Genomic DNA, 21,442 nt, shown 5'->3' on the forward strand with positions numbered 1-21,442 from the left:
CGCCGGCATCATCGGTGGACTCCCGCGGCGCTGTTTTGCAGTTGCGCACGGTCGCTGGCATCCAGTTGATACACCGGCGCATGGCGGCTCAACTGCAGCGCGCGGATGTACGCCACGATGGCCCAGCGATCGCGCACCGGCACCCGGTCGGCGTAGGGATACATCACGCCGTAGCCGTGGGTGATCACCTGGAAGAAGTGGCTGTCCGGCGCGTTGCGCAATCGCTCGCTGTGATACGACGGCGGTGCCGGAAAGCCGCGCCGCACGATCATGCCGTCGCCATGGCCCGCCGACCCATGACAGACCGCGCAATAGATGTCGTAGCGCTGTTGCCCGCGTTGCAGCAGCGCCATGGTCAGTGGCAGCGGATTGGATTCGGCGCGCCCGCCCACGTCGCCCTGCGCCAGGCTGCGGCCCTGCTCGTCCAGCGGCAACGCGGGCGCAACCGACGTCGCCGCCATCATCTGGCCGCGTTGGCCGCTGCTGCTGTCGGCCGTCTCACCTACCGCAGTTGCCACGCTCCCAGGCGGTGGCGTGCGGGCGGAGTTGCCATTGGCGAACAGCGGGCTGGGTGCCAGCGATTTGTACTTGGGCTGGTCGTACATGTCGTGCATGCCGCGCTCGCAGCCGCTGAGCACCAGCGCGATGACCAGCAAGCCGAGCGCGCGGCGGATCATGCAGGCACCTCATCGACAGATAGTGGCGCCAGATCCAGCAGTGCCTGCCGTGCGTCGTCGTAATGCGGATCGTCAGCCCGGATCACCAGGAAGAAGCCATCGCGGCTGGCCTCCGCGAAACGCGCCACGTTGAACACCGGGTGATAAAGCTGCGGCAGGCCATTCCCCAGCAGCATGCCGACCACGCCGGCCAGCACCGCACAGAGGATCGTCATCTCCAGCGCCGCGGGAATGAACGCCGGCCAGCTCGCCGCAGGGCGGCCGCCCACGTCGATCGGGTAGTCGATCACCGCCGAGTAGTACTGCAGCGCCAGCGTGCCGATGCCGCCGAACAATCCGCCCAGCAGCACCAGCAACGGCAGGCGGTTGCGCGTCGGCCCCAGCGCCTCGGCCAGTCCTTCCACGGCAAACGGCGAGTACGCCTCCAGCCGGGTGTAGCCGGCGTGGCGCAGTTGCAATGCCGCGCCGCGCAAGGTCTCGGCGCTGTCGAACCGGGCCATGCAGCCGTAGACGTTCGCGCCGGTCATGGCCGTGTCCCCTGCAGCCGATGCACCAGCTTGCGCATGTCCGACATCGACACGATCGGCAACACCCGCACGAACAGCAGAAACAGCAGGAAGAACAAACCGATCGAACCGGCGAGGAACGCGATGTCCCAGAAGGTGGGATAGAACATGCCCCAGCTCGACGGCAGGAAGTCGTGGTACAGGCTGCTGACGATCAGCATGAAGCGTTCGAACCACATGCCGATCAGCACCAGTACGCTAATGCCGAACAGCGCGGCACGATTGGCGCGCACCCGCGGCCACCACAGCGCCTGGATCGCCACCACGTTGCACGCGATCGTGGTCCAGAACACCCACGCGTACGCACCGCTGAACCGCTGCATCGTCATCGCCACGTCGTAGCGGTCCATGCCGTAGAACGCGGTGAAGATTTCCATCAGGTAGCTGTAGTCGACGAACAGGCCCGCGGCCAGCATCATCTTCGCGAGGTTGTCGATGTGGCGCGGGGTGATGAAATCGCCCAGCTGGAACCAGTGCCGCAACGGCAGGCCCAGCACCATCGCCATGGCGAAGCCGGAGAACAGCGCACCGGCCACGAAGAACGGCGGGAAGATGCTGGAATGCCAGCCCGGCAGCAGCCCCTCGGAAAAATCCAGCGCCACCATCGAGTGCACGGAAAACACCAGCGGCACCGCCAGTGCTGCCAGCAGCAGGCTCAGCGTCTCAAAGCGCTTCCAGTGCCGCGCCTCGCCGCGCCAACCCAGCGCCAGCAAGCCGTAGAACACCTGCCTGCCCCGCGTCGTGGCGCGGTCACGCAACGTGGCCAGGTCGGGGATCATCGACACGTACCAGTACAACAGCGACACGATCAGGTACGCCACGATGGCGAAGAAATCCCACAGCAGCGAACTGCGCCATTGCGGCCACACGTTCATGCGGTCTGGGTACGGCGCCAGCCAGTAGAAGAACCAGGGCCGGCCCAGATGCAGGATCGGAAACAGGCCCGACACCGACACCGCGAACACGGTCATCGTTTCGGCGTAGCGGGTCAGCGGGCTGCGCCAGTCCTGGCGCGTGAGGTAGAGCGCGGCGCTGATGAAGGTGCCGGCCATGCCGATCGCGATCCACCACACGTAGTTGGCGATCGCGAACGCCCACGCCACCGGCATGTCCAGCCCCCAGATCCCCACGCCGCGCATCAACAGCCACACGATGCCGGTGGCCAGCAGGCCGGTGAGGGCAAGCGACAGCGCAAACGCCGCCAGCCACAGACGGCCGGTGGGGCGTTTAAGCACGATGTCGCTGACATGGTCGGTGACGCCGGCCAGGCTCTGGCCGGGCTCCAGCAACGGTGCGTTGTCGAGGGCGTCGGTCATGCGTCGTCCTCCAGCGCGGGGTTCGGGTTGCGCAGATGCGCGCCGTAGCTGGTGCGTGGCCGCGTATTGAGTTCGGCCAGCAGTGTGTAATCCAGCGGCGAGGCCTTGGCCTTGCTTACCGCGCTGTCCGGGTCGGCGATGTTGCCGAAGGTGATCGCCTGCGTGGGGCACGCGGCCTGGCAGGCGGTGACGATCTCGCCATCGGCGATCTCGCGACCGTCACGGTCGGCGGCGATGTGGGCGGTCTGGATGCGCTGGATGCAGTAGGTGCATTTCTCCATCACGCCGCGGTTGCGCACAGACACGTCCGGATTGCGCCGGGCCTTCAGGCTCTCGGTTTTTACATCGGCGTATTGCAGGAAGTTGAAGCGGCGCACCTTGTACGGGCAATTGTTGGAACAGAAACGCGTGCCCACGCAGCGGTTGTACACCTGCAGGTTCAGCCCCTCGGCATCGTGCACGGTGGCGCCTACCGGACACACCACCTCGCACGGCGCGTGCTCGCAATGCATGCACGGCACCGGCTGGTGATGCGTGTGCGGCGCCTGCGCGCTGCCTTCGTAGTAGCGGTCCACCCGGATCCAGTGCATCTCGCGGCCGCGTTTGACCTGGTCCGCCCCAACCACCGGGATGTTGTTCTCCGCCTGGCAGGCGATGGTGCAGCCCTTGCAACCGATGCAGGCGTTGAGGTCGATAGCCATGCCCCACGCGTATTCGCCCGGCGGCTTCGGCGGATACAGGCTGGGCGGCGTGGCGGGCTCATCGGGTTGCAGGAACCGGGCGTTGTGCAGGTATTCGTCCAGCGTGCCGGCACGCACGGGTGCGCGTCCTTCCATCGCATGGTGATGCTGGGTGGCGGCAAGTTCGACGTGCTCGCCAGTGGCGTGCAGCTGCAGGCCGCCTTCGCGCCACGGCGCCAGGTGGCTGCGCAGCACATTGGCGTCGAAACCCACCCCGTCGCCCACGTGGCCCGCATGCCGGCGGCCATGGCCCAGATGCACGGTGACGCTGCGCGCGGCCTGGCCGGGCATGATCCACACCGGCGCGCGCAGGTGCCGTTCTCCCACGCGCAGTTCCACCACGTCACCATTGGCCAGCTTGCGCTCGGCGGCCAGCGCGGGGCTGATCAAGGCCGCATTGCCCCAGGTCAGCTGGCTCAGCGGCTTGGGCAACTCCTGCAGCCAGCCGTTGTTGGCGTAGCGGCCATCCCACAGCGTGGGGTCGGGACGGAACAGCAGTTCGAGGTCGCCCGATGATGACGTGGATGGGGCAGGAAAGTCGGTGCTGATCGCGGAGGGTGTGGCGGGTGTCGTGGCGCTGTCGGCGATCACGCCTTCGCGCAGGCTGCGGTCCCAGCCCTCGTCATCGCCGGCATGCCAGCGCGACTGCAGCAAGGCGTGGATGTCCGTCGGCTGGCCGAGCATCGCCGCCAGCACCTGATGCGCGGAACGGCCCGCATACAGCGGCTCGATCAGCGGCTGCACGATGCTGGCCGTGCCGTCCCATGCGCGCAGATCCGACCAGCTCTCCAGCGCATGCGCCATTGGCAGATGCCAGTCACACAACCGCGCGGTCTCGTCGCGGTAAAGACCCAGATGGAAGCGTTGCGGCACCTTGGACAACGCCTGCGCGAACGACAGATCGGCGGGCGCGTCGTAGACCGGATTGGCGTCCAGTACCAGCAGGGTCTGGACGTCGCCTGCGTCCATCGCTGTACACAGGGAAGCCAGCGAATCGTCAGACGCGGCGGTTTGCATCGGCGCGATGTACTCGACCGTGTGCCCGATATTGCCCAGCGCCTGGTTCAACCGATGCGCCAGCGCGTGTACCGGCGGCGGCTGAGTTTCGCCGGCGAGCACCAGCGATTGACCTTTGTGGGCACGCAGGTCGTCGGCCACCGCCCGCACCAGATTTTCGTCCGCACCCGCGTCACCGACGCCGCCGACACCGAGCAAGCTGGCAAGCTGGCGCGCGAAGGCGCCAACGCCGTCGTGCGACAGCGGCCAGCAGTGGTCGGCCATCGCGCCGGTCAGCGAAGGTGTGGGCTCCACCGCATACAGCCGATTCATCTGCGGCGGTTTGCGTTGCCGCGCGAAGGCGCGGGCATAGGCGAGCCGGCCCGGCATGCTGCCCAGGAAATCGGCATCCAGCGCCAGGATGCGTCGCGCCTTGTCGAAGTGATAGATCGGTTGCAGCGGCGTGCCGAACGCCAGTGCGGCGCCGGCCAGCATCTGACCCTGCCCTGCTGCTTCGTACTGATGCCAGCGGGCACCGGGAAACTTTTGCAGCAGGGCATCGCGCTGGGCCGCCAGCGTGGGCGAGACGATGGTGCCGCTGAGTATGCGCAAGCCGCGGCCATCACCGCTCGACAGCCTGGCCAGTTCGGCAAAAAAATCGTCCCACGTTGCCGGCACGCCACGATGCAGCGGCGTCTGCGAACGGTCCGGGTCCCACAGTTCCAGCACCGCCGCCTGCAGCGCCGGCGCACTGCCGCCCAGGCTGGCCGGGTGTGCGGGGTTGCCCTCGATCTTGGTGGGGCGGCCCATATGGGTTTCCACCAGCACACCGCTCACATCGCCTGCGCAGGCCAGCGTGCTGGCGTAGAAGCGCGCACTGTCGGCGGCCATGCCTTCGGGCTGGCGCAGCCACGGCACCATCTGCTCCTGCGGCGGCGAGCTGCAGGCGGCGAGGCCGGCCAGCGCCAACGACGCGCCCAGCAACTTCAGGAAGCGACGCCGATCCATCGGCGCCAGCGCGGCCAGTTGCGGCATGGCGACGTGCAGGGTTGCGCGCCAGTGCGCATCATCGGCCAGTTCCTCCAGCGCGCGCCAGAAGCGCGGGCCGCTCGCGCCCTCGCCCGCCGTGGCGCTGGCCATGCGCTGGCGCAGCGCCTGCATCGCGGCCTCGGCGGCGGGTGTCGTGGCGGCGCTCATCGGTGGCATACCGAACAGTCGGACAGGCGGGTATCAATCTGGTAGCGCCGCACCAGCGCCATGCCCAGCGCGGCCTGGTCTTTCGCCTGCCAGGTCATGTCGAACACCTTGTTGCGCGGACGCAGGTATTTCTGTGGTGCGCGATGGCAATCAAGACACCACTGCATCGACAGCGGCCTGGCGCGCCAGGTCAGCGGCATGCCGTCCACCCGGCCATGGCAGGTAACGCAACCCACGCCCTTGGCCACGTGGATGCTGTGATTGAAATACACGAAATCAGGCAACTGGTGCACCCGCTGCCAATGTAGCGCCACGCCGTGGCGCCAGCTGTCGACCACGGGCTTCAGCGCGGCGGTGTCGGTGTAGAGCTGGGAGTGACAGGTCATGCAGGTGGACAGCGGCGGGATGCCGGCGAAGGCACTGGTCTCCACCGAGCTGTGGCAATAGCGGCAGTCGATGCCGTCGTCGCCCACGTGATGCTTGTGGCTGAAAGGCACGGGTTGCTCCACCGCCTCACCGACGCCATGCGGTTCGGCTGTACTCGCGCGCCAGATCAAGGCGCCGCAAACCAGCGACACGAGAACGGCGAGCAGCGCGAGTTGCACGTACAACCCGAAACGCGGATGAAAAACCTGACCCATGGATGTTCCATTGCAACACCGCGCGATCGCGCGGGATTCACCCGCGACGCGACGCGCGGACGCCCTTGCTCACGTCATCAACGTGGGCTTGTCGAACGGCAACGGCGTGGCGGAGGTGGCCGCCAGTGCGGTATCGGCGCGTGCCAGCATGTCGTCCGCGCCGTCTACTACCACCAACACGTGACCGGCGGCGATCTCGTCCTCGAACGTGCGGCGCACCGTGTCGGGCTCCTCGGTACCGGTGAGCATGCCCATCCAGCCGCCCACGGCTGCTCCCACCAGGGTCATCGCAGCCACGCCCGCGAGCGTCAGGCCGAGCGGCGCAATGGTGACCGCCACGATACCCGCAAGCAGGCCGCTGGCGCCGCCGCCCACCAGACCTTTCACACCACCGCCAGCGAAGTCGCCGCTGGTCTCCTGGTGATCGTCCGGGATCGCCTCTCTCTCGATCCTGTCGCTGGCGATCAGCGAAATATCCTCTTTCGGAATGCCCGCGCGGCGCAGCGCATTGACCGCCTCTTCGGCCGCACGGACGTCGGGCGTGGTGAATACATGGCGTGTCTTCATGTCACCTCCTGCGCAGTCGACGGATACCGTCGATCTTGGTGGCGGCGCGGTGACCAGTGCGTGATGGACGGCTGAATCGCACCTTCGCTGCGGCGCTCACGGCGCATCCGCATCCATCCTGATCAAGGCCAGGGCGGCGTCGGGATCGAAGCGGCGATGCAGATGCGCCGGTGTTTCCGTCACCACCACCTCCAGCGTGGGGCGTACGTGGCCCTCCAGCAAATGGCCGCCCAAAGCCTGGCCGTCCGGCTGGCCCAATACCGCGTGCATGTGCAGTTTCGGCTCGCCATCCTTCAACGCCACATCGCCCAGCAGCGCCACCACCTCGCACTGGTTGTCCACGGGATTGCGCCGGTAGGTTTTCCTGTCCCACTCGAAGTAACCCAGCACGGCGCGCTCGAACGCGCCGATCGCGGTGAGGTGCGCGGCGCTGAGCTTCTGTGCCGTGGCGAACGACTGCAGGCAGGCGGTGACCTCGTCGCCGGTTTCCAGAATCACCACCCAGGTCTTGCTGCCATCGTCGTGGATCAGTTTGTGTTGCATGGTTGCCTCCGCGTTGATGACCGTTTCAACGGTTGCCCGTATCGAGCGACTGGAACGCCGCGCCTTCGTGCTGCCGCAACGCCATCGCCAGCACCTGCGCCATGCCCAGGGCTTCGCGGCCGGTGCATTGCGCGATCTGCTGGCGGCAGCTGAAGCCGTTGGTGATGATCAAGGTGTCCGCGCTGGCGGCGCGCACCGCCGGCAGCAGTTGCAGCTCGCCGATGGCGCGGGACACGTCCACATGGCGCGCATCGAAACCGAACGAGCCGGCCATGCCGCAGCAGCCGGCATCGAGGAACTCCGCATCCAGGCCCAGCTTGTCGAGCAGATGTTTTTCCGCATCGGTGCCGATCACCGCGTGGTGGTGGCAATGCGCATGCACCAGCGCCTTGCGCTTCAACGTCGGTGGCGCGTAGCCGATCTGGTCCAGGAATTCGCTGAGCAGGAAGGTGTTGCGCGACAGCCAGTGCGCCCGTTCGTCGCCCGGAAAAAGATTGGGCAGCTCGTCGCGGAAGCTGGCTATGCACGACGGCTCCAAGCCCACCACCGGCAGTCCCAGGTCGATGTCCGTTGCCAGCGCCTGCATGCTGTCACGCAGTTGATGACGCGCCAGATCCAGCATGCCTTCGGCATAAAGCGGACGGGCGCAACAGACGGCGGGTCGCGGCACGCGCACGGTGTAGCCGATCGATTCGAGCACGGCGACGGCGTCTTTCAGCGGCTCGGGGTGCAGGTAGTTGTTGAAGGTGTCCGGCCACAGCACCACGGCGGGCTTGTCCGCGTCGCCGGGCGGGCGCGCGAAGAACCAGTCGCGGAATGTCTCGCTGGCGAATCGCGGCAGGGTGCGATCGGCAGCGATGCCGCCGATCGCCTTGAACAGGCGCGACACGCCCGGTGCACGCAGGAAGAAGTTCGCCAGCCAGGGAACCTTCGAGGCGGCGCGCGCCCACCAGAAGATCAGCCCCATCGCATACGCGGCGCGTGGCCGCAGTCGGTGGCGGTAGTGATGCGACATGAACTCGGCCTTGCAGGTGGCCATGTCCACATTCACCGGGCAATCGCTCTTGCAACCCTTGCAGGCAAGACAGAGGTCCAGCGCGTCGCGTACCGGTTCACTACGCCAGCCGCCGCGCATCGGATCGCCCTGCAGCATCTCGAACAGCAGATGGGCGCGGCCGCGGGTGGAGTATTTCTCCTCGTGGGTGGCGCGATAGCTGGGACACATCACGCCGCCGCGCTTGTTGCGGCAGTTGCCCACGCCCACGCAGCGGCGCGTGGCCTGGGCAAAGCTGTTGCCGTCGTCGCGCCAGGCAAACGCCGTTTGCAGCTTGGGCGGCCGGTAGCCGGGGCCGGTACGCAGGTCGGCGTCCATCGGGTTGGGGTCGACGATCTTGCCCGGATTCATGCGGCCATGCGGATCCCACAGTGCCTTGAACTCGCCGAACGCGCGCACCAGTTCATCGCCGAACATCTTGGGCAGGAACGACGCCCGCACCTGGCCGTCGCCGTGCTCGCCGGAGAGCGAGCCGCCATAGCTCAGTACCAGGTCCGAGGCCTCGTCCATGAACGCGCGCCACTGCGACACGGCCTCGGGCGTGGACAGGTCGAAGTCGATCCGGCAATGGATGCAGCCATCACCGAAATGACCGTACAGCGCGCAGGTGTAATCGTATTTGGCCAGCAGTTGGCGGAAGTCGCGCAGGTACGCGCCCACTTTGTCCGGCGGGATCGCCGCATCCTCCCAGCCCGGATGGCCATCCGGTTGGCCTGGCACCCGAGCGGTGGCGCCGAGGCCGGATTCGCGGATCAGCCACAGCATCTTCTCCTCGGCCGGATCGTCGAACAGTTTCATGCTGGGTGCGTCGTCCCTGCCCTTGAGCGCCTCCATCAACTGCCGCGCCTTGCCGTCGGCCTCATCCTTGCTGTCACCGCCGAACTCCACCAGCAGCCAGCCGCCGCCGGGCGGCAGCAGTGCGCGATCCTTCGGGTGCATGTCCTTGCGCTTCATGTCGGCGATCAGCGCGTCATCGATACCTTCCAGCCCGATCGGCCCGAAACCCAGGATCTGTGGCACGTGGTCGCCGGCCAGGAACACGTCGCGATAGCCCAGCACCAGCAGCGAGCGCACCGGCGGGCTGGGCACCAGCCGCAATTCGGCCTCGAGGATGGTGACGCAGGTGCCTTCGGTGCCCACCAGCGCGCGCGCCACGTTGAAGCCATTCTCCGGCAGCAGTTCGTCCAGGTTGTAGCCGGATACGCGACGCGGGATCTTCGGGTAGCGGGCACGGATCAGGTCGGCGTAACGGTCGCGGATGGATTTCAGCCCCGCGTAGATTTCGCCGCGTCGCCCGCCGCCACGGATGATCTCCTCCAGCTCGTCGTCGCCGGTCGGCCCGACGTGCATGCGCACGCCGTCGCAGGTGACGATGTCCAGCGAGTGCACGTTGTCGGCGGTGCGCCCGGCCATCACCGAATGCACACCGCAGGAATTGTTGCCGACCATGCCGCCGAGCGTGTTGTGCGCGTGGGTGGAAGGATCGGGGCCGAAGGTGAGGTGGTGCTTTTCCGCCGCATCGCGCAGGTCGTCGAGCACGCAGCCCGGTTCCACCCTGGCGCGTCGCGCGTCCACGTCGATCGCCACGATGCGATCCAGGTGACGCGAGAAATCCATGACCACCGCCGTATTGCAGCACTGCCCGGCAAGGCTGGTGCCGCCGCCGCGCGAAAGCACCGGCGCGTCGTGCGCGGCGCAGATGCGCAATACCGCCAGCACGTCGTCCACGTCGCGCGGCATCACCACGCCGATGGGAACCTGACGGTAGATCGAGCCATCGGTGGCATACAGCGCGCGGCTGCCATCATCGAAGCCGACCTCGCCCTTCACCTGCTGCCGCAGGTCGTTCGCCAGCGCGGCCGCCGCATCGGCGGAAAACGCACCATCGCTGCTGTGGCTGTGGTGTACGCGCGGCGGCGGCAACGGCAGGCCTTCGGCCGAAGCGCTGTTGGCACGACGCGAGCCCAGCCGCTGCGTGTCGGCCTGGCGCGGCGGGCGCAAAGCGGGATCCGCCGTGCGTGGGTTCACGCTGGTGTTGTCCGTCGCACCAGACGATTGCTCCGGCTGCCGTGGATCAGTGAACATGATCGGCCTCCTGATCGCTCGCCACGCGGTAACGCTGCACGTCGGCCTGCTTCAGCACCAGGCCCAGGCCGGCGCGATCCGCATCGACCCGCAGCGCGCCGTCGCGCAGCGTCGGCAGGCCATCGAAGAACATCGCTTCGATGCGGCTGTGGTCGTGGAAATATTCCAGATGCAGCACGTTGTCGAGCGCGCTGCACACGTGGGCGTGCAAGGTCGGCGCGCAGTGCGCGGACACCGGCACGCCAAAACCACGTGCCAGCGATGCGGCCTGCAGGAAACCGCTGAAACCGCCGCAGCGGGTGCTGTCGATCTGCAGCACGTCGACGGCGCCGGCGGCGAGCATGCGGCGGAAGTACCAGGTATCCCAACCGTATTCACCGGCCGCAATCGCCATGGAGCGCGGCGCACGATCGCGCAGCAGCCGCAGCCCTTCCAGATCGTCGGACGACACCGGCTCCTCCAACCAGCACACTTGCTCCCGCGCGTATGCATCGGCCAATGCCAGCGCCTGCTGGCGCGTGTAGGCGCCGTTGGCATCGACCATCAGATCCACTTCGGGACCGATCGCCGCGCGTGCCGCGTGCACGCGTGCCGGATCGTCCTGCGGCTGGCTGCCGACCTTCATCTTGACGCGCGCGATGCCGTCGTTTGCCCAGCCAGCGAGTTGTTGCTGCAACCGTTCGGTCGTGTAGGACGTGAAGCCGCCGCTGCCGTACACGGGCACCGCGTCGCGCGCCGCGCCGAGCAGGCGCAGCACCGAGGTTTCATGCAGCCGCGCCTTCAGGTCCCACAAGGCGTGATCGACGGCGGCGATGGCCATCAGGCCGATGCCGGGGCGGCCGATGTTGCGCAAGGCGCGGTTCATCGCACCCCACAAGGCGGGGATGTCATCGGCATCGGCGCCCAGCAGGCAACCGCGCAGCGGGTCGGCGATCAACGCGGCCGCGGCGGCGTGGGCGTAGGTGTAACCCAGCCCGCACTGGCCGCCCGCGCTCACCTGTGCCAGCACCAGGGTGGTGGCGTCCCAGGCGATGGTGCCGTCCGCTTCCGGCGCGTCGGTGGGGATGCAGTATGCAGTGGCCTCGACGCTGGCGATCCGGCGCCCCGCCGCGATGGGCGGGGCCGCGGTCACGAGCCGGCCTTGTCGCTGTCGTCCCTGTCGCCACGCGGCAGGATGCCGGCCAATACCTGGCGCAGGCTCTGCTTGATGATGCCCAGCTCGTCCGGGTCATTCTTTGTCAGCGCGGTCATGTACGCGCGCGCCTGCTGGAAACTGATGTGCGGCGGCAGCGGCGGTACGTCGGGGTCGCTGATGAACTCCAGCACCACTGGCCGATCGGCGCTGAATGCCTGCTCCCACGCCTCGGCGATGTCCTCGGGCTTGTCCACGCGGATGCCCTTGAAGCCCAGCATCTCGCCGTAGCGCGCATACGGGAATTCCTCCACATCCTGCGCGGCGGAGAACTTGGGATCGCCGGCCAACGCCCGTTGCTCCCAGGTCACCTGGTTCAGGTCGTTGTTGTGCAACACCATCACCACGAAGCAGGGGTTGCCCCAGCGCTTCCAGTATTCCTTGACGGTGATCAGCTCGGCGTTGCCGTTCATCTGCATCGCGCCGTCGCCCACGATAGCCAGCACCGGGCGATCGGGATAGGCGAATTTGGCGGCGATCGCGTACGGCACGCCGCTGCCCATGGTGGCCAGCTTGCCGGACAGCGACGCCATCATGCCGCGGCGCAGTTTCACGTCGCGGGCGTACCAGTTGGTATGCGAGCCGCAATCGCCGCAGATGATCACGTTGTCGGGCAGGCGCGGCGACAGCTCCCAGAAAATGCGCTGCGGGTTGATCGGGTTGGCTGGCTCCATCGCCTTGGCTTCCAGCGCGCGCCATGACTTGCGCACGTTCAACTCGATCCGCTCGCGCCAGTCGGGATCGGTTTTCGCCTCCAGCAATGGCAGCAGCCGGCGCAGCACCTCGCCGCTGTCGCCGATCAGGTTGACCTCGGTGGCGTAGCGCATGGACACGTTGCGCGGCGCGATGTCGATCTGCACCGCGCGCGCCTGGCCGTCCTCGGGCAGGAATTCGGAATACGGGAACGTGGTGCCGATCATCAGCAAGGTGTCGCAGTCGTTCATCATCTGCCAGCTGGCCTTGGTGCCGAGCAGGCCGATGGAACCGGTGACATACGGCAGATCGTCGGGCAGCACCGCCTTGCCCAACAGCGCCTTGGCCACGCCCGCGCCCAGCCGTTCGGCCACCGCCGCCACGTCGTCTCCCGCACCCAGCGCACCGGCACCGGCCAGGATCGCCACCTTGCGACCCGCATTGAGCACGTCGGCGGCGGCCTGGATCTCGGTATCGCTGGGCACCGGATGGGCGTTGGCATAACCGATGCCGGAGTAGACGTCGCCATGCTTGCGCGGCGGGCTTTCCACCGCGGGCAGTTCCTGCAGATCGTTCGGCAGGATCACGCAGGTGACGGTGCGCTCGGCCGCCGCGATACGCACGGCGCGGTCGATCACGTGACGCACCTGCACCGGCGACACCACCGTTTCCACGTAGCCGCAGACGTCCTTGAACAAGGTCTGCAGGTCCACCTCCTGCTGGAAATCGCTGCCCAGCGACGAGCGCGTGGCCTGACCCACGATCGCCACCACCGGCATGTGATCCATCTGCGCGTCGTACAACCCGTTCAGCAGATGGATGGCGCCGGGGCCGGAGGTGGCGAGACACACGCCCACCTCCCCGGTGAACTTGGCGTGGCCGCCGGCCATGAACGCGGCCATTTCCTCATGCCGCACGCGCACGTATTCGAAACGGTCGGCGGCGCGGCCCATCGCGCCCATCAGGCCGTTGATGCCGTCGCCCGGAAAGCCGAACACGCGCTTGATGCCCCAGTCGGTAAGGCGTTGCAGGATGAAATCGCCGACGGTTTCGCTCATGGCAGGGTCCTCGCGGATGTGCAATGGAGAGGTCGGGATCGGCTGGCGCGTGGATCCCGGGAATCCGGTGGCCGTGGGCCTGCGTCGCGAACGGACGCGAGGGGAGCGGCGGAAAGCAGGCAGCTACCTTCGCGCCGCGGAAGTCATGTGGGGGTGAAGTTTCTGGGAGGCAGGGATTCGGGGATTCGGGGTTCGCGCTTCCCCCAAACCGTTCACCCTGAGCGTAGCCGCGCAGCGGCGAAGTCGAAGGGCGTACGCGGGAAGCTTCGACGTCGCCGCAGTGCGGCTATGCTCGGCCCGACCAGCGGGAGGGAATGCGAAGGGTGGCGCCCGGCAGTTACCGCGCCCCTCCCCGTTCTGCGCATCTCAGGCCTTTTCCACCGCACCTGCCTGCACGCTGCCGCCGATCATGTCGCCGATGCGCCGTGCCAGCAGTTCGACGGTGAACGGCTTGGTGATCAGTTGCATGCCCGGCTCCAGGAAGCCGTCGGGCACTGCTGCTTCCGAGGCGTAACCTGTCATCAACAGGACCTTGAGGCCGGGCCGCTGCTGGCGCGCCATCCCCGCCATCGCGCGGCCATTCATGCCCGGCAGGCCGATATCCGACACCAGCAGGTCGATCGGCTGGCTGGTGTCGATGATCCGCATGGCCGCTTCCGCATCGACGGCTTCGAGCGCCTGGTAGCCGAGCTGGTGCAGTACTTCGACCACCAGCAGGCGAACCATCTCCTCGTCCTCCACCACCAGCACCACCTCGCCACTGCCTTCCGGATGCGTCGCGTCCGCTGCCGGCGCTGACGTGGTGGTCTCGTCATCGGTCGTGCGCGGCAGGTAGAGCGTGATGCGCGTGCCCTGGTCGATATGGCTGTCCAGCTCGCAGTGGCCGTTGGACTGGCGCGCGAAACCGTAGACCATCGACAAGCCCAGCCCGGTGCCCTTGCCGCTCGGCTTGGTGGTGAAGAACGGATCGAACGCGCGTCCGGCCACATCCGCCGGCATGCCGGTACCGGTGTCGGAAACCTCGATGCCCACGTACTGGCCGCGGTCGCCGACCTGCCAGGTGCGGGCACGCAGTTGATCGACTTCGACGTTGCGCGTGCGCACCGTCAGCAAGCCGCCATCGGGCATGGCGTCGCGCGCGTTGATGGCGAGGTTGAGCAGCGCGTTCTCCAGCTGGTTGGGGTCGCACAGCGTGGCCCACAGGTCGGCGGCCAGGTCCAGTTCGATGCGGATGTGTTCGCCCATCGTGCGGCGCAGGAACTCCTCCATCGAGGCGATTAGCGGGTTGGCCTGCACGCGCCGCGGGTCCAGCGGCTGCCGCCGCGAGAAGGCCAGCATGCGGTGGGTCAGCGCGGCGGCCCGGTTGGCCGAGGTCAGCGCGCCGTTGATGAAGCGGCCGAGGCGCTCGTCGTCGTTGTCGCGCACGCGCATCTCGACCAACTCCAGCGCACCGATGATGCCTTGCAACAGGTTGTTGAAGTCGTGCGCGATACCACTGGTGAGCTGGCCGATGGCGTCCATCTTCTGCGCCTGCCGCAGTTGCGACTCGACCAGGATCTTCTCGCTGAGGTCGCGGATGAAGATGTTGAACCAGTCACCGCTGCTGAGCCGCAGCGCGCTGATCCGGAACTCCACGGTGAAGGTCCTGCCGCCACGGTGCACGGCCTCGAACTGGTCGTCGGCACCGTGCTGCAGCGTGGCGCCGGTCACCGTGGGAAGGGCTTGCAGGAAGCGTTCGCGATCCTTGGTCGCGATGGCCAGCTCGACGAAGTCACGGCCCAGTACCTCCAGCCGATCCCAGCCGAAAAGGCTTTCGGCGCGCGGGTTCCATTCGGTGATACGACCGGACTCGTCCAGTTGCGCAAAGCCGTCCAGTGCGGTGTCGATCACCCCGCGCGCCTGTTGCTCGCTTTCGATCAGGGCCAGTTCGTGCTCGCGCCGTTCGGTGATGTCGCGGGTGATCTTCACGAAGCCGACCAGCTTGCCTTCGTCGATGGTGGTGTGGATCACCACGCTAGCCCAGAAGCGGCTGCCGTCCTTGCGCACGCGCCAGCCCTCGGCGCCGAAAGTGCCGTTGCGTCGTGCCGCCGCAAGTGCGGCCAAGGGCAGGCCTTTGTCGCGATCCTCCGGCGTGTAGAAGGTCGAGAAATGCCGGCCCATGATCTCCGCCGCGGTGTAACCCTTGACGCGTTCGGCGCCTTCGTTCCAGCTGATGACGTTGCCGTCGGGGTCGAGCAGATAGACGGCGTAGTCGGTGGCGTTTTTCACCAGCAGCTCGAAATGGCTTTCGCTGCGGTGCAGTTTCATGAACATCTTCTCCACCGTGTTGGTGCGGTGGACCACGCGTTTCTCCAACGTGTTGTTCAAATCCTGCAGGGCCTGCTCGATCTTGCGGTGCTCGGTGATATCCACCATCAGGTTGACGGCGCCGACCAGCTGGCCGGCCTCGTCGAACAACGGCGTGGGATAAGCCTTGAACGCCAGGCGCAGGCCGCCGGGCTGTTCGGTGATCGCCTCCTCGCCGTGCAGCGGCCGCGCCTCGCGCAGCGCGGTGGCCATCGGGCCTTCGCTGTGCGGCATCGGCCGACCATCGAGATGGAACAGTTTCCAACTGATCGACCACGGCTCACCCAGCTTCGGCGCGCGCCCCACGAAGTGGACGGCGGCATCGTTGAAGAACGTGACCCGGCCTTCGGCATCGGTCATGTAGATGGCCACGGGCAACGCCCGCAGCACGCTGCGCCACAGCTGGTCGCGTTGGCGCGCGGCGGCGCTGAAATCATGGCTGCGGCCACCCGCCTGATCGGCGTGGGGAATCATGCCGATCCCGACCGAGGCCTTACCGTTCTCGACGTCCACCATCTGGAAACTGTTGACCACGCCCCACAGCGCGCCATCGTCATTGACCAGTGGAACCACGCTCGCGATGGCGCGGCGCGGCGGGCCGTCCGCGGGTTGAATCAAGGCCTCGACGTCACGCAGCGGCTGTTGCTGGCGTCGCACGCACGCCATCGGGCTCTCGGCGGGTGGCGCATCAGGCTGCGATGGAAAGAAACCCTCCCCCGCGGCGCCCTCGCACATGGCGTCGCCCCACAATGCGCGTGCATGCGCATTGCAATCGATGACGGTGCCGGCAAGGTCGCAGGCGAAGGCGGCGCCCGGCATCGCCTCCAGCAACGAATGGCCCAGTTCACAACGTGACGGCGGTTGCGGGCCGGTGCAGCCCTGCGTTGATGCCTGTTTCCCCGTCACGACTGGTCTCCGGAATCACGATGGCTGGATGATAACCGGCGCCGCGTCGGCCTCGCCTGGTATCAGGGCGAAGGCGTTGCGGCTGCGGCGGCGTTGAGTGCAGCCGCCAGCGCCGCATCGCCATTCACCAGGTCGGACCAGTACAGCTCCAGTCCTTTGCGGCGGCCCTTTTCCACCAGCTTCAGCCCCTGCGGGTCGATGGTGAGCGTATACGCCGCGTCACCCACGGCAAGCGAACGCTTCAGCGGTCGATCCAGCGGCGTCACGATTGCGCACCTTGCATGTGGCTTGATGGGATGCGTTGTGCATTCATGACTTGCTCCGTCTAGCGCAGCCCGGTATTCAGGGCCGCCCGCCGGGGGCGCCCCCCGTTTCGGCCGTCTATGCCGCCGCTTTCGCTTCGCTCTTGAACTGCTTCAGCAGCTCGGCCTTGCGCGTTTCCATCTGCTCACCCAGGGTCTTCAGTTCCGCTGCGCTCATCAGTTTCTTCGCGCGCTTGAACATCTCCTTCTCTTCCTCGTCGGCGTGGTGTTCGACCAGTTCCTTGAGCACCTTGGCACGACCGGAGAATTTCTCGCTGTCCGGAGCGGTACCTTGCAGGTCAGGCAACACCAGATCGCCGGCGGCGCGGTGTTCCTCCATCGCCTCGAAGTACATCTTGGCATCGTCGGACTTTTCGCCCGCCGCCTTGAATGCGGGATAGAAAATCTCTTCCTCGATGGTGGTGTGCGCCTTCAGCTGCGTGGCGATCTGCGATAGAAGTTCGCCGCGCTTCTTCACCGCGCGCGTCGTCGTCTCGGCCAGTTCGCTCAGCAGGGTGCGAACGGCCTGATGATCCTGGGTGAGCAGTTTGATGGCATCCATAACGTGTCCTGGTGAGGTGGTGGGAGCCATGAGGTTCCCTTACGCCGGATCAAAGCCGCGTCAATCACAACCGCGCCGAAGCGGGCTGCGAACGGGAGAACAAAATCTCCAGCCTGCCGAAGGGGGTGTGGCTGCTCTCCCATGGTTGCCTCCGGTTCCTGATGATTGGCCGAGGTGTCGCCGTACACATTCACGCGCCGGCGATTCCCCCGGCGCCATGCTTGCGCGCGCTCCAACGTTCCAAAGGGGAACCCGCATGCACAACCCATTGCCCCCGCCGGCGCCTCCGGCGCAAACTGGCCAGGCGTGATTCCCTCCCTCTCCCCGGTACTTGCGGCATTTCTGAGCGGCTGCGTGGCGGCGGCGGCCACGGCGGCAGGCACCTTGCCTGCGCTGTTCGCGCGCACCATCGCGCAACGCACGCAGGACACCATGTTCGGTTTCGGCGCCGGCGTGATGCTGGCGGCCAGCGCATTCTCGCTGGCCCTGCCCGGCATCCACGCGGCGCAAAGCCATGGCGCCGGGCCGTGGCATGCGGGCGGCATCGTGGCGGCGTCGATCCTGGTCGGCGCGTCGCTGCTGCTGTTGCTGGACCGCGTCGTGCCGCACGAGCATTTCATCAAGGGCCCGGAGGGGCTTTCCTCGCAGCGGATCAAGCGCGCGTGGCTGTTCGTGTTCGCCATCTGCCTGCACAACCTGCCCGAGGGCCTGGCCATCGGCGTGGGCTTTGCCGGCACCGATACGGCACACGGCCTGGCGCTGGCCACCGGCATCGCGATCCAGGACATACCCGAAGGGCTGGTGGTGGCGGTGGCGCTGATGGCCGCCGGCTATGCGCGCGGCTATTCGGTGATGGTGGGCATGGCCTCAGGCCTGATCGAACCGGTGGGTGCGGTGATAGGCGCCGGCGTGGTGGTCGATTTCCCGCTGCTGCTGCCGGTCGGCCTGGGCTTCGCCGCCGGTGCGATGCTGTTCGTGGTGAGCCACGAAATCATCCCCGAGTCACACCGCCAGGGTCACGAGAATTTCGCCACTGGCGGCCTGATGGTCGGTTTCGTGATGATGATGATGCTGGATACGGCCTTCGGTTGATGCTGCCGCGCCCGGGCCGGTTCGCGGCCCGGGCAGGTGGTCGATTTACTTGCGTTTGGTCTTTTTGGCGGATCCCAGATCGACACCGGTACGCGGGTCGGCCTTGGGATCGGACGTGGTGCGCTTGGCCATCCGGTTGAGCGCCTTCTGCTCCTCCGCGGCAAGCGTGACTTCGGGCAGGCCGCTGCCGCCATCCATCGCCAGGAACCGCTCGCGATCGCTGAGGTAGTCGAAGTTGTCGTCGCTGTTCCAGGAGCCGCGCATGTCGCCTTCGCCCTGGGAGGTGTTCACGTAGACACTGGCGAATTCAGGCATCCCCGGCAGCTTGCCCGGCGGGAAGTTCGGCTCGATCGAGTACAGCGCCTTCTCGAACGATTTCTGATGCGACATTTCCCGCGTCATCAGAAACCCCAGCGCCTCCTTCACTCCCGGGTCGGCGGTGACGTTGATAAGGCGCTCGTAGACGATCTTGGCGCGCGCCTCGGCGGCGATGTTGGAGCGAAGGTCGGCAGTGGGTTCACCGATGCTGTCGATGTAACCGGCAGTCCACAGCTGGCCGCCTGAATTGGTGAGCGCCGGCCCGCCGCCGTACAACACCTGGGTGACATGCGAATCGTTGCCGGCTCCTTGCAGCGAGCGGAACAGTTCGGCTTCCTCCTCGACAGCTTCGGCCAGCTTGCCCTTGGCGCCCTTGTTGAGCATGGCCACGATCGTGCCGATGATCTCCAGGTGGCTCAGTTCCTCGGTGGCGATGTCCAGCAGCATGTCCTTGCGCCCTGCATCGTCCTCGGCAAGAGCCTGGGTGAAGTAGCGCATCGCAGCGGCGAGTTCGCCTTGCGGGCCACCGAATTGTTCCAGCATCAGGTTCGCGAGGCCGGGGTTGCACTCGGAAACGCGAACGGAATATTGCAAACGCTTGTTGTGGGCGAACATGGAGCTCTCCTGTGGCAGGTGGGCCTCGAATTACATCGTTGCCTGTTCATCCATGAGTGACCGGTCACGTGCTGCCGGCAGGCGCCGGCCATGTCGACGAAGGGACCCGACCGATCACCGGCCGTACTGGAAGGTCCCGGGAACTGTCGGCGAAGCTCGCCGACATCCATGTCGAGGTGGATGCATTGGGAGGATCGCCAGCCTTGCCCATCCAGCATCAATGGCCCGTCAAAAGTACGTGTCATGAACCGTAATCAACCGCGCCCAACGACATGACAGGTGTTGAACATTGCCTAGCCATCGTCGTCACGCGTGCGCTTGTCTACTGATCCGGCACGGCGACTCCCCCTCGCCCCAACCCGGCAGGCGCCCGACGCCTGGCACAAAGGAGAGCAACACATGAACAATGATCACGACATCAAGGTGTTGAACAGCCTCGTCGAAACCACCCTGGATAGCGCCGAAGGCTATGCCGAAGCGGCGAAGGACGCCAAGAGCACGCAGCTCGTCTCGCTGTTCCAGGGGCGCGCCGGCGAACGCCGCCTGGCCGCCTCGACCCTGCAGCAATGCGTGCGATCGCTGGGTGGCAAGCCCAAGGACGATGGCACCGTGCTCGCATCGGCCCACCGCATGTTTGTGAACCTGCGTACCAGCGTCACTTCAGCGGACAACACCGCCGTTGTCGACGAAGTGGAACGCGGCGAGGACCACATCAAGCACAAGTTCGAGGACGCCATGAACGACAACGAATTGTCGCCACCGGCGATGTCCGCCATCAGTGACGTCTACGTTTCCGTGCGCAATGGTCACGACCAGATGCGCGACCTGAAGAAGATGCTGCACGCGGCCTGATCGATCTCGCGGGAGGGACGGCCGCTGGCCGTCCCTCCCCCAGGGCCCAAACGCTTTCCGCGAGGCCGGCTTCAACCAGGCTATCGCACAAACCCGTCGAGCGACCGCTCCGGGCATGGCGAATCCCCCCCCGGCGTTACCCGCCCACGCAACGCCCCCGCTGGCAAACGCCGCGTTCACTGTCCATGTGCGATTTCATGCCTACTGCCTGATGAGGGACCCTCATGCGTGTATCGCAATTCGTCGTCGCCGTACGCAAGGCCATCAGCGGTGTCGGTGAAGATGCGCTGTTGACCCGCGCGGCGGCCATCGCGTTCTACTCCGCGCTTTCGTTCGCGCCATTGATCGTGTTGCTGCTGTGGGTGCTGGCTGCGCTGCGTCCGGAGTGGCAGGGGCAGCTCACCGATGGCCTCGCTTCCATGCTGGGCGAGAAGGCCGCGGGCGCCATCACCCTGGTGCTGCAGAACGCGGAATCGCAACCCACGCTGGGCAATATCGCGGGCATCGTCGGCCTGGGCATCACCCTGTTCAGTGCCTCCGTGGTGTTCGCGCAATTTCAGGAATCGTTGAACGCGATCTGGGATATCGAGGCGAAACCGGGCAAGGCGATCACGGCGTGGCTGTGGGCCCGGGCGCGCGCCATCAGCCTGCTGGTGGGTATCGCCTTCCTGCTGATCGTGTCATTCGTGGTGAGCACCCTGATCCACATTTTCGTGCCCGCCGATTCGCTGGCCTGGATCATTGCCGAGCGGGTCATCTCGCTGCTGGTGTTCATTGCCGCGTTCGGTGCGATGTACCGCGTATTGCCTGATGCCCACATCGCCTGGGCGGACGCGTGGCGTGGCGCGCTGTTGACGACAGTACTGTTCATCGCGGGCAAATACGTGATCGACCTCTATATCCAGCACGCCAGCGTGGGTGGCGCCTACGGCCCGGCCGGCGCCCTGGTGGTGCTGCTTACGTGGGTCTACTACGCCGCCACCATCGTGCTGGTGGGTGCCGAACTTACCCACGGCCTGTCCCTGGCCCGCGGCGAACCGGTAAGACCCCAACCCCAGGCGGACAAGACAGACGACACCCATCCGCCAGGCTGAGTCTGCAAGCCCATCGACCATGTTTTCACT

Annotated in this window: 17 protein-coding genes; 3 read left to right on the top strand and 14 right to left on the bottom strand. The window is 66.5% G+C overall.

The window, feature by feature from the left end:
* Nucleotides 1–8 precede the first annotated feature (8 nt).
* The 13 genes from ASD68_RS03950 to ASD68_RS04010 all read right to left on the bottom strand — a co-directional run bounded on the left by ASD68_RS03950 (nt 9) and on the right by ASD68_RS04010 (nt 17,441).
* A complete protein-coding gene (locus tag ASD68_RS03950) occupies nt 9–677 on the bottom strand; it encodes a cytochrome c (protein WP_056603664.1) in 669 nt (222 codons plus the stop codon).
* Nucleotides 674–1,204 carry a DUF3341 domain-containing protein gene (locus ASD68_RS03955; RefSeq protein ID WP_200945325.1) on the bottom strand — a complete coding sequence of 177 codons (531 nt, stop codon included), beginning with the start codon at nt 1,202–1,204 and terminating at the stop codon, nt 674–676. Before ASD68_RS03955 ends, ASD68_RS03950 begins: the two co-directional genes overlap by 4 nt.
* The gene (gene nrfD / locus ASD68_RS03960; RefSeq protein ID WP_056603667.1) at nt 1,201–2,559 is read right to left on the bottom strand and encodes an NrfD/PsrC family molybdoenzyme membrane anchor subunit; all 1,359 of its coding nucleotides are present in this window, start codon (nt 2,557–2,559) and stop codon (nt 1,201–1,203) included. Before nrfD ends, ASD68_RS03955 begins: the two co-directional genes overlap by 4 nt.
* A complete protein-coding gene (locus ASD68_RS03965; RefSeq protein WP_056603670.1) occupies nt 2,556–5,492 on the bottom strand; it encodes a TAT-variant-translocated molybdopterin oxidoreductase in 2,937 nt (978 codons plus the stop codon). The genes nrfD and ASD68_RS03965 overlap by 4 nt, the downstream gene beginning before the upstream one ends.
* The gene (locus ASD68_RS03970; protein WP_056603673.1) at nt 5,489–6,133 is read right to left on the bottom strand and encodes a cytochrome c3 family protein; all 645 of its coding nucleotides are present in this window, start codon (nt 6,131–6,133) and stop codon (nt 5,489–5,491) included. The genes ASD68_RS03965 and ASD68_RS03970 overlap by 4 nt, the downstream gene beginning before the upstream one ends.
* 69 nt (nt 6,134–6,202) lie before the next feature.
* Nucleotides 6,203–6,700, bottom strand: coding sequence for a hypothetical protein (locus tag ASD68_RS03975; protein WP_056603675.1), 498 nt, complete (start codon nt 6,698–6,700; stop codon nt 6,203–6,205).
* A gap of 96 nt (nt 6,701–6,796) precedes the next feature.
* Entirely contained in the window at nt 6,797–7,243 is a 447-nt protein-coding gene (locus tag ASD68_RS03980; protein WP_056603678.1) for a PPC domain-containing DNA-binding protein, read from the bottom strand.
* Between the two features lie 25 nt (nt 7,244–7,268).
* Complete coding sequence (locus ASD68_RS03985) at nt 7,269–10,382, bottom strand: FAD-binding and (Fe-S)-binding domain-containing protein (protein WP_235578624.1); 3,114 nt, start codon at nt 10,380–10,382, stop codon at nt 7,269–7,271.
* Nucleotides 10,372–11,514, bottom strand: coding sequence for an enolase C-terminal domain-like protein (locus ASD68_RS03990; protein ID WP_082545936.1), 1,143 nt, complete (start codon nt 11,512–11,514; stop codon nt 10,372–10,374). Before ASD68_RS03990 ends, ASD68_RS03985 begins: the two co-directional genes overlap by 11 nt.
* Nucleotides 11,511–13,325, bottom strand: a complete 1,815-nt coding sequence (locus ASD68_RS03995; protein WP_056603682.1) for a thiamine pyrophosphate-requiring protein — start codon at nt 13,323–13,325, stop codon at nt 11,511–11,513. The genes ASD68_RS03990 and ASD68_RS03995 overlap by 4 nt, the downstream gene beginning before the upstream one ends.
* A gap of 366 nt (nt 13,326–13,691) precedes the next feature.
* Nucleotides 13,692–16,577: a PAS domain S-box protein gene (locus tag ASD68_RS04000; RefSeq protein WP_235578625.1), complete on the bottom strand. Its 2,886-nt coding sequence runs from the start codon at nt 16,575–16,577 to the stop codon at nt 13,692–13,694.
* Between the two features lie 62 nt (nt 16,578–16,639).
* Complete coding sequence (locus tag ASD68_RS04005) at nt 16,640–16,843, bottom strand: hypothetical protein (protein WP_056079021.1); 204 nt, start codon at nt 16,841–16,843, stop codon at nt 16,640–16,642.
* A gap of 115 nt (nt 16,844–16,958) precedes the next feature.
* Nucleotides 16,959–17,441, bottom strand: coding sequence for a hemerythrin domain-containing protein (locus tag ASD68_RS04010; RefSeq protein ID WP_056079024.1), 483 nt, complete (start codon nt 17,439–17,441; stop codon nt 16,959–16,961).
* A 306-nt stretch (nt 17,442–17,747) separates the two neighbouring features.
* Here ASD68_RS04010 and ASD68_RS04015 point away from each other — a divergent pair, with 306 nt between their 5' ends.
* The gene (locus ASD68_RS04015) at nt 17,748–18,533 is read left to right on the top strand and encodes a ZIP family metal transporter (RefSeq protein WP_056079027.1); all 786 of its coding nucleotides are present in this window, start codon (nt 17,748–17,750) and stop codon (nt 18,531–18,533) included.
* 45 nt (nt 18,534–18,578) lie between these two features.
* On the opposite strand, the gene ASD68_RS04020 is transcribed toward ASD68_RS04015, so the two are convergent.
* Entirely contained in the window at nt 18,579–19,466 is an 888-nt protein-coding gene (locus tag ASD68_RS04020) for a manganese catalase family protein (protein ID WP_056603685.1), read from the bottom strand.
* A gap of 399 nt (nt 19,467–19,865) precedes the next feature.
* Here ASD68_RS04020 and ASD68_RS04025 point away from each other — a divergent pair, with 399 nt between their 5' ends.
* Nucleotides 19,866–20,318: a PA2169 family four-helix-bundle protein gene (locus ASD68_RS04025; protein WP_056079035.1), complete on the top strand. Its 453-nt coding sequence runs from the start codon at nt 19,866–19,868 to the stop codon at nt 20,316–20,318.
* Nucleotides 20,319–20,542: 224 nt separating this feature from the next.
* Nucleotides 20,543–21,412 carry a YihY/virulence factor BrkB family protein gene (locus tag ASD68_RS04030; protein WP_056603688.1) on the top strand — a complete coding sequence of 290 codons (870 nt, stop codon included), beginning with the start codon at nt 20,543–20,545 and terminating at the stop codon, nt 21,410–21,412.
* Nucleotides 21,413–21,442 lie beyond the last annotated feature (30 nt).

It is taken from the genome of Rhodanobacter sp. Root627 (genome assembly GCF_001427835.1).
Lineage (GTDB): Bacteria > Pseudomonadota > Gammaproteobacteria > Xanthomonadales > Rhodanobacteraceae > Rhodanobacter > Rhodanobacter ginsenosidimutans.

Coding starts and splice junctions, on each gene's coding strand:
- ASD68_RS03975 (WP_056603675.1), bottom strand. CDS start 6,700: ATGAAGACACGCCATGTATTCACCACGCCCGACGTCCGTGCGGCCGAA.
- ASD68_RS03985 (WP_235578624.1), bottom strand. CDS start 10,382: ATGTTCACTGATCCACGGCAGCCGGAGCAATCGTCTGGTGCGACGGAC.
- ASD68_RS03970 (WP_056603673.1), bottom strand. CDS start 6,133: ATGGGTCAGGTTTTTCATCCGCGTTTCGGGTTGTACGTGCAACTCGCG.
- ASD68_RS04010 (WP_056079024.1), bottom strand. CDS start 17,441: ATGGATGCCATCAAACTGCTCACCCAGGATCATCAGGCCGTTCGCACC.
- ASD68_RS04020 (WP_056603685.1), bottom strand. CDS start 19,466: ATGTTCGCCCACAACAAGCGTTTGCAATATTCCGTTCGCGTTTCCGAG.
- ASD68_RS03965 (WP_056603670.1), bottom strand. CDS start 5,492: ATGAGCGCCGCCACGACACCCGCCGCCGAGGCCGCGATGCAGGCGCTG.
- ASD68_RS03950 (WP_056603664.1), bottom strand. CDS start 677: ATGATCCGCCGCGCGCTCGGCTTGCTGGTCATCGCGCTGGTGCTCAGC.
- ASD68_RS03980 (WP_056603678.1), bottom strand. CDS start 7,243: ATGCAACACAAACTGATCCACGACGATGGCAGCAAGACCTGGGTGGTG.
- ASD68_RS03995 (WP_056603682.1), bottom strand. CDS start 13,325: ATGAGCGAAACCGTCGGCGATTTCATCCTGCAACGCCTTACCGACTGG.
- ASD68_RS03955 (WP_200945325.1), bottom strand. CDS start 1,204: ATGACCGGCGCGAACGTCTACGGCTGCATGGCCCGGTTCGACAGCGCC.
- nrfD (WP_056603667.1), bottom strand. CDS start 2,559: ATGACCGACGCCCTCGACAACGCACCGTTGCTGGAGCCCGGCCAGAGC.
- ASD68_RS04025 (WP_056079035.1), top strand. CDS start 19,866: ATGAACAATGATCACGACATCAAGGTGTTGAACAGCCTCGTCGAAACC.
- ASD68_RS04030 (WP_056603688.1), top strand. CDS start 20,543: ATGCGTGTATCGCAATTCGTCGTCGCCGTACGCAAGGCCATCAGCGGT.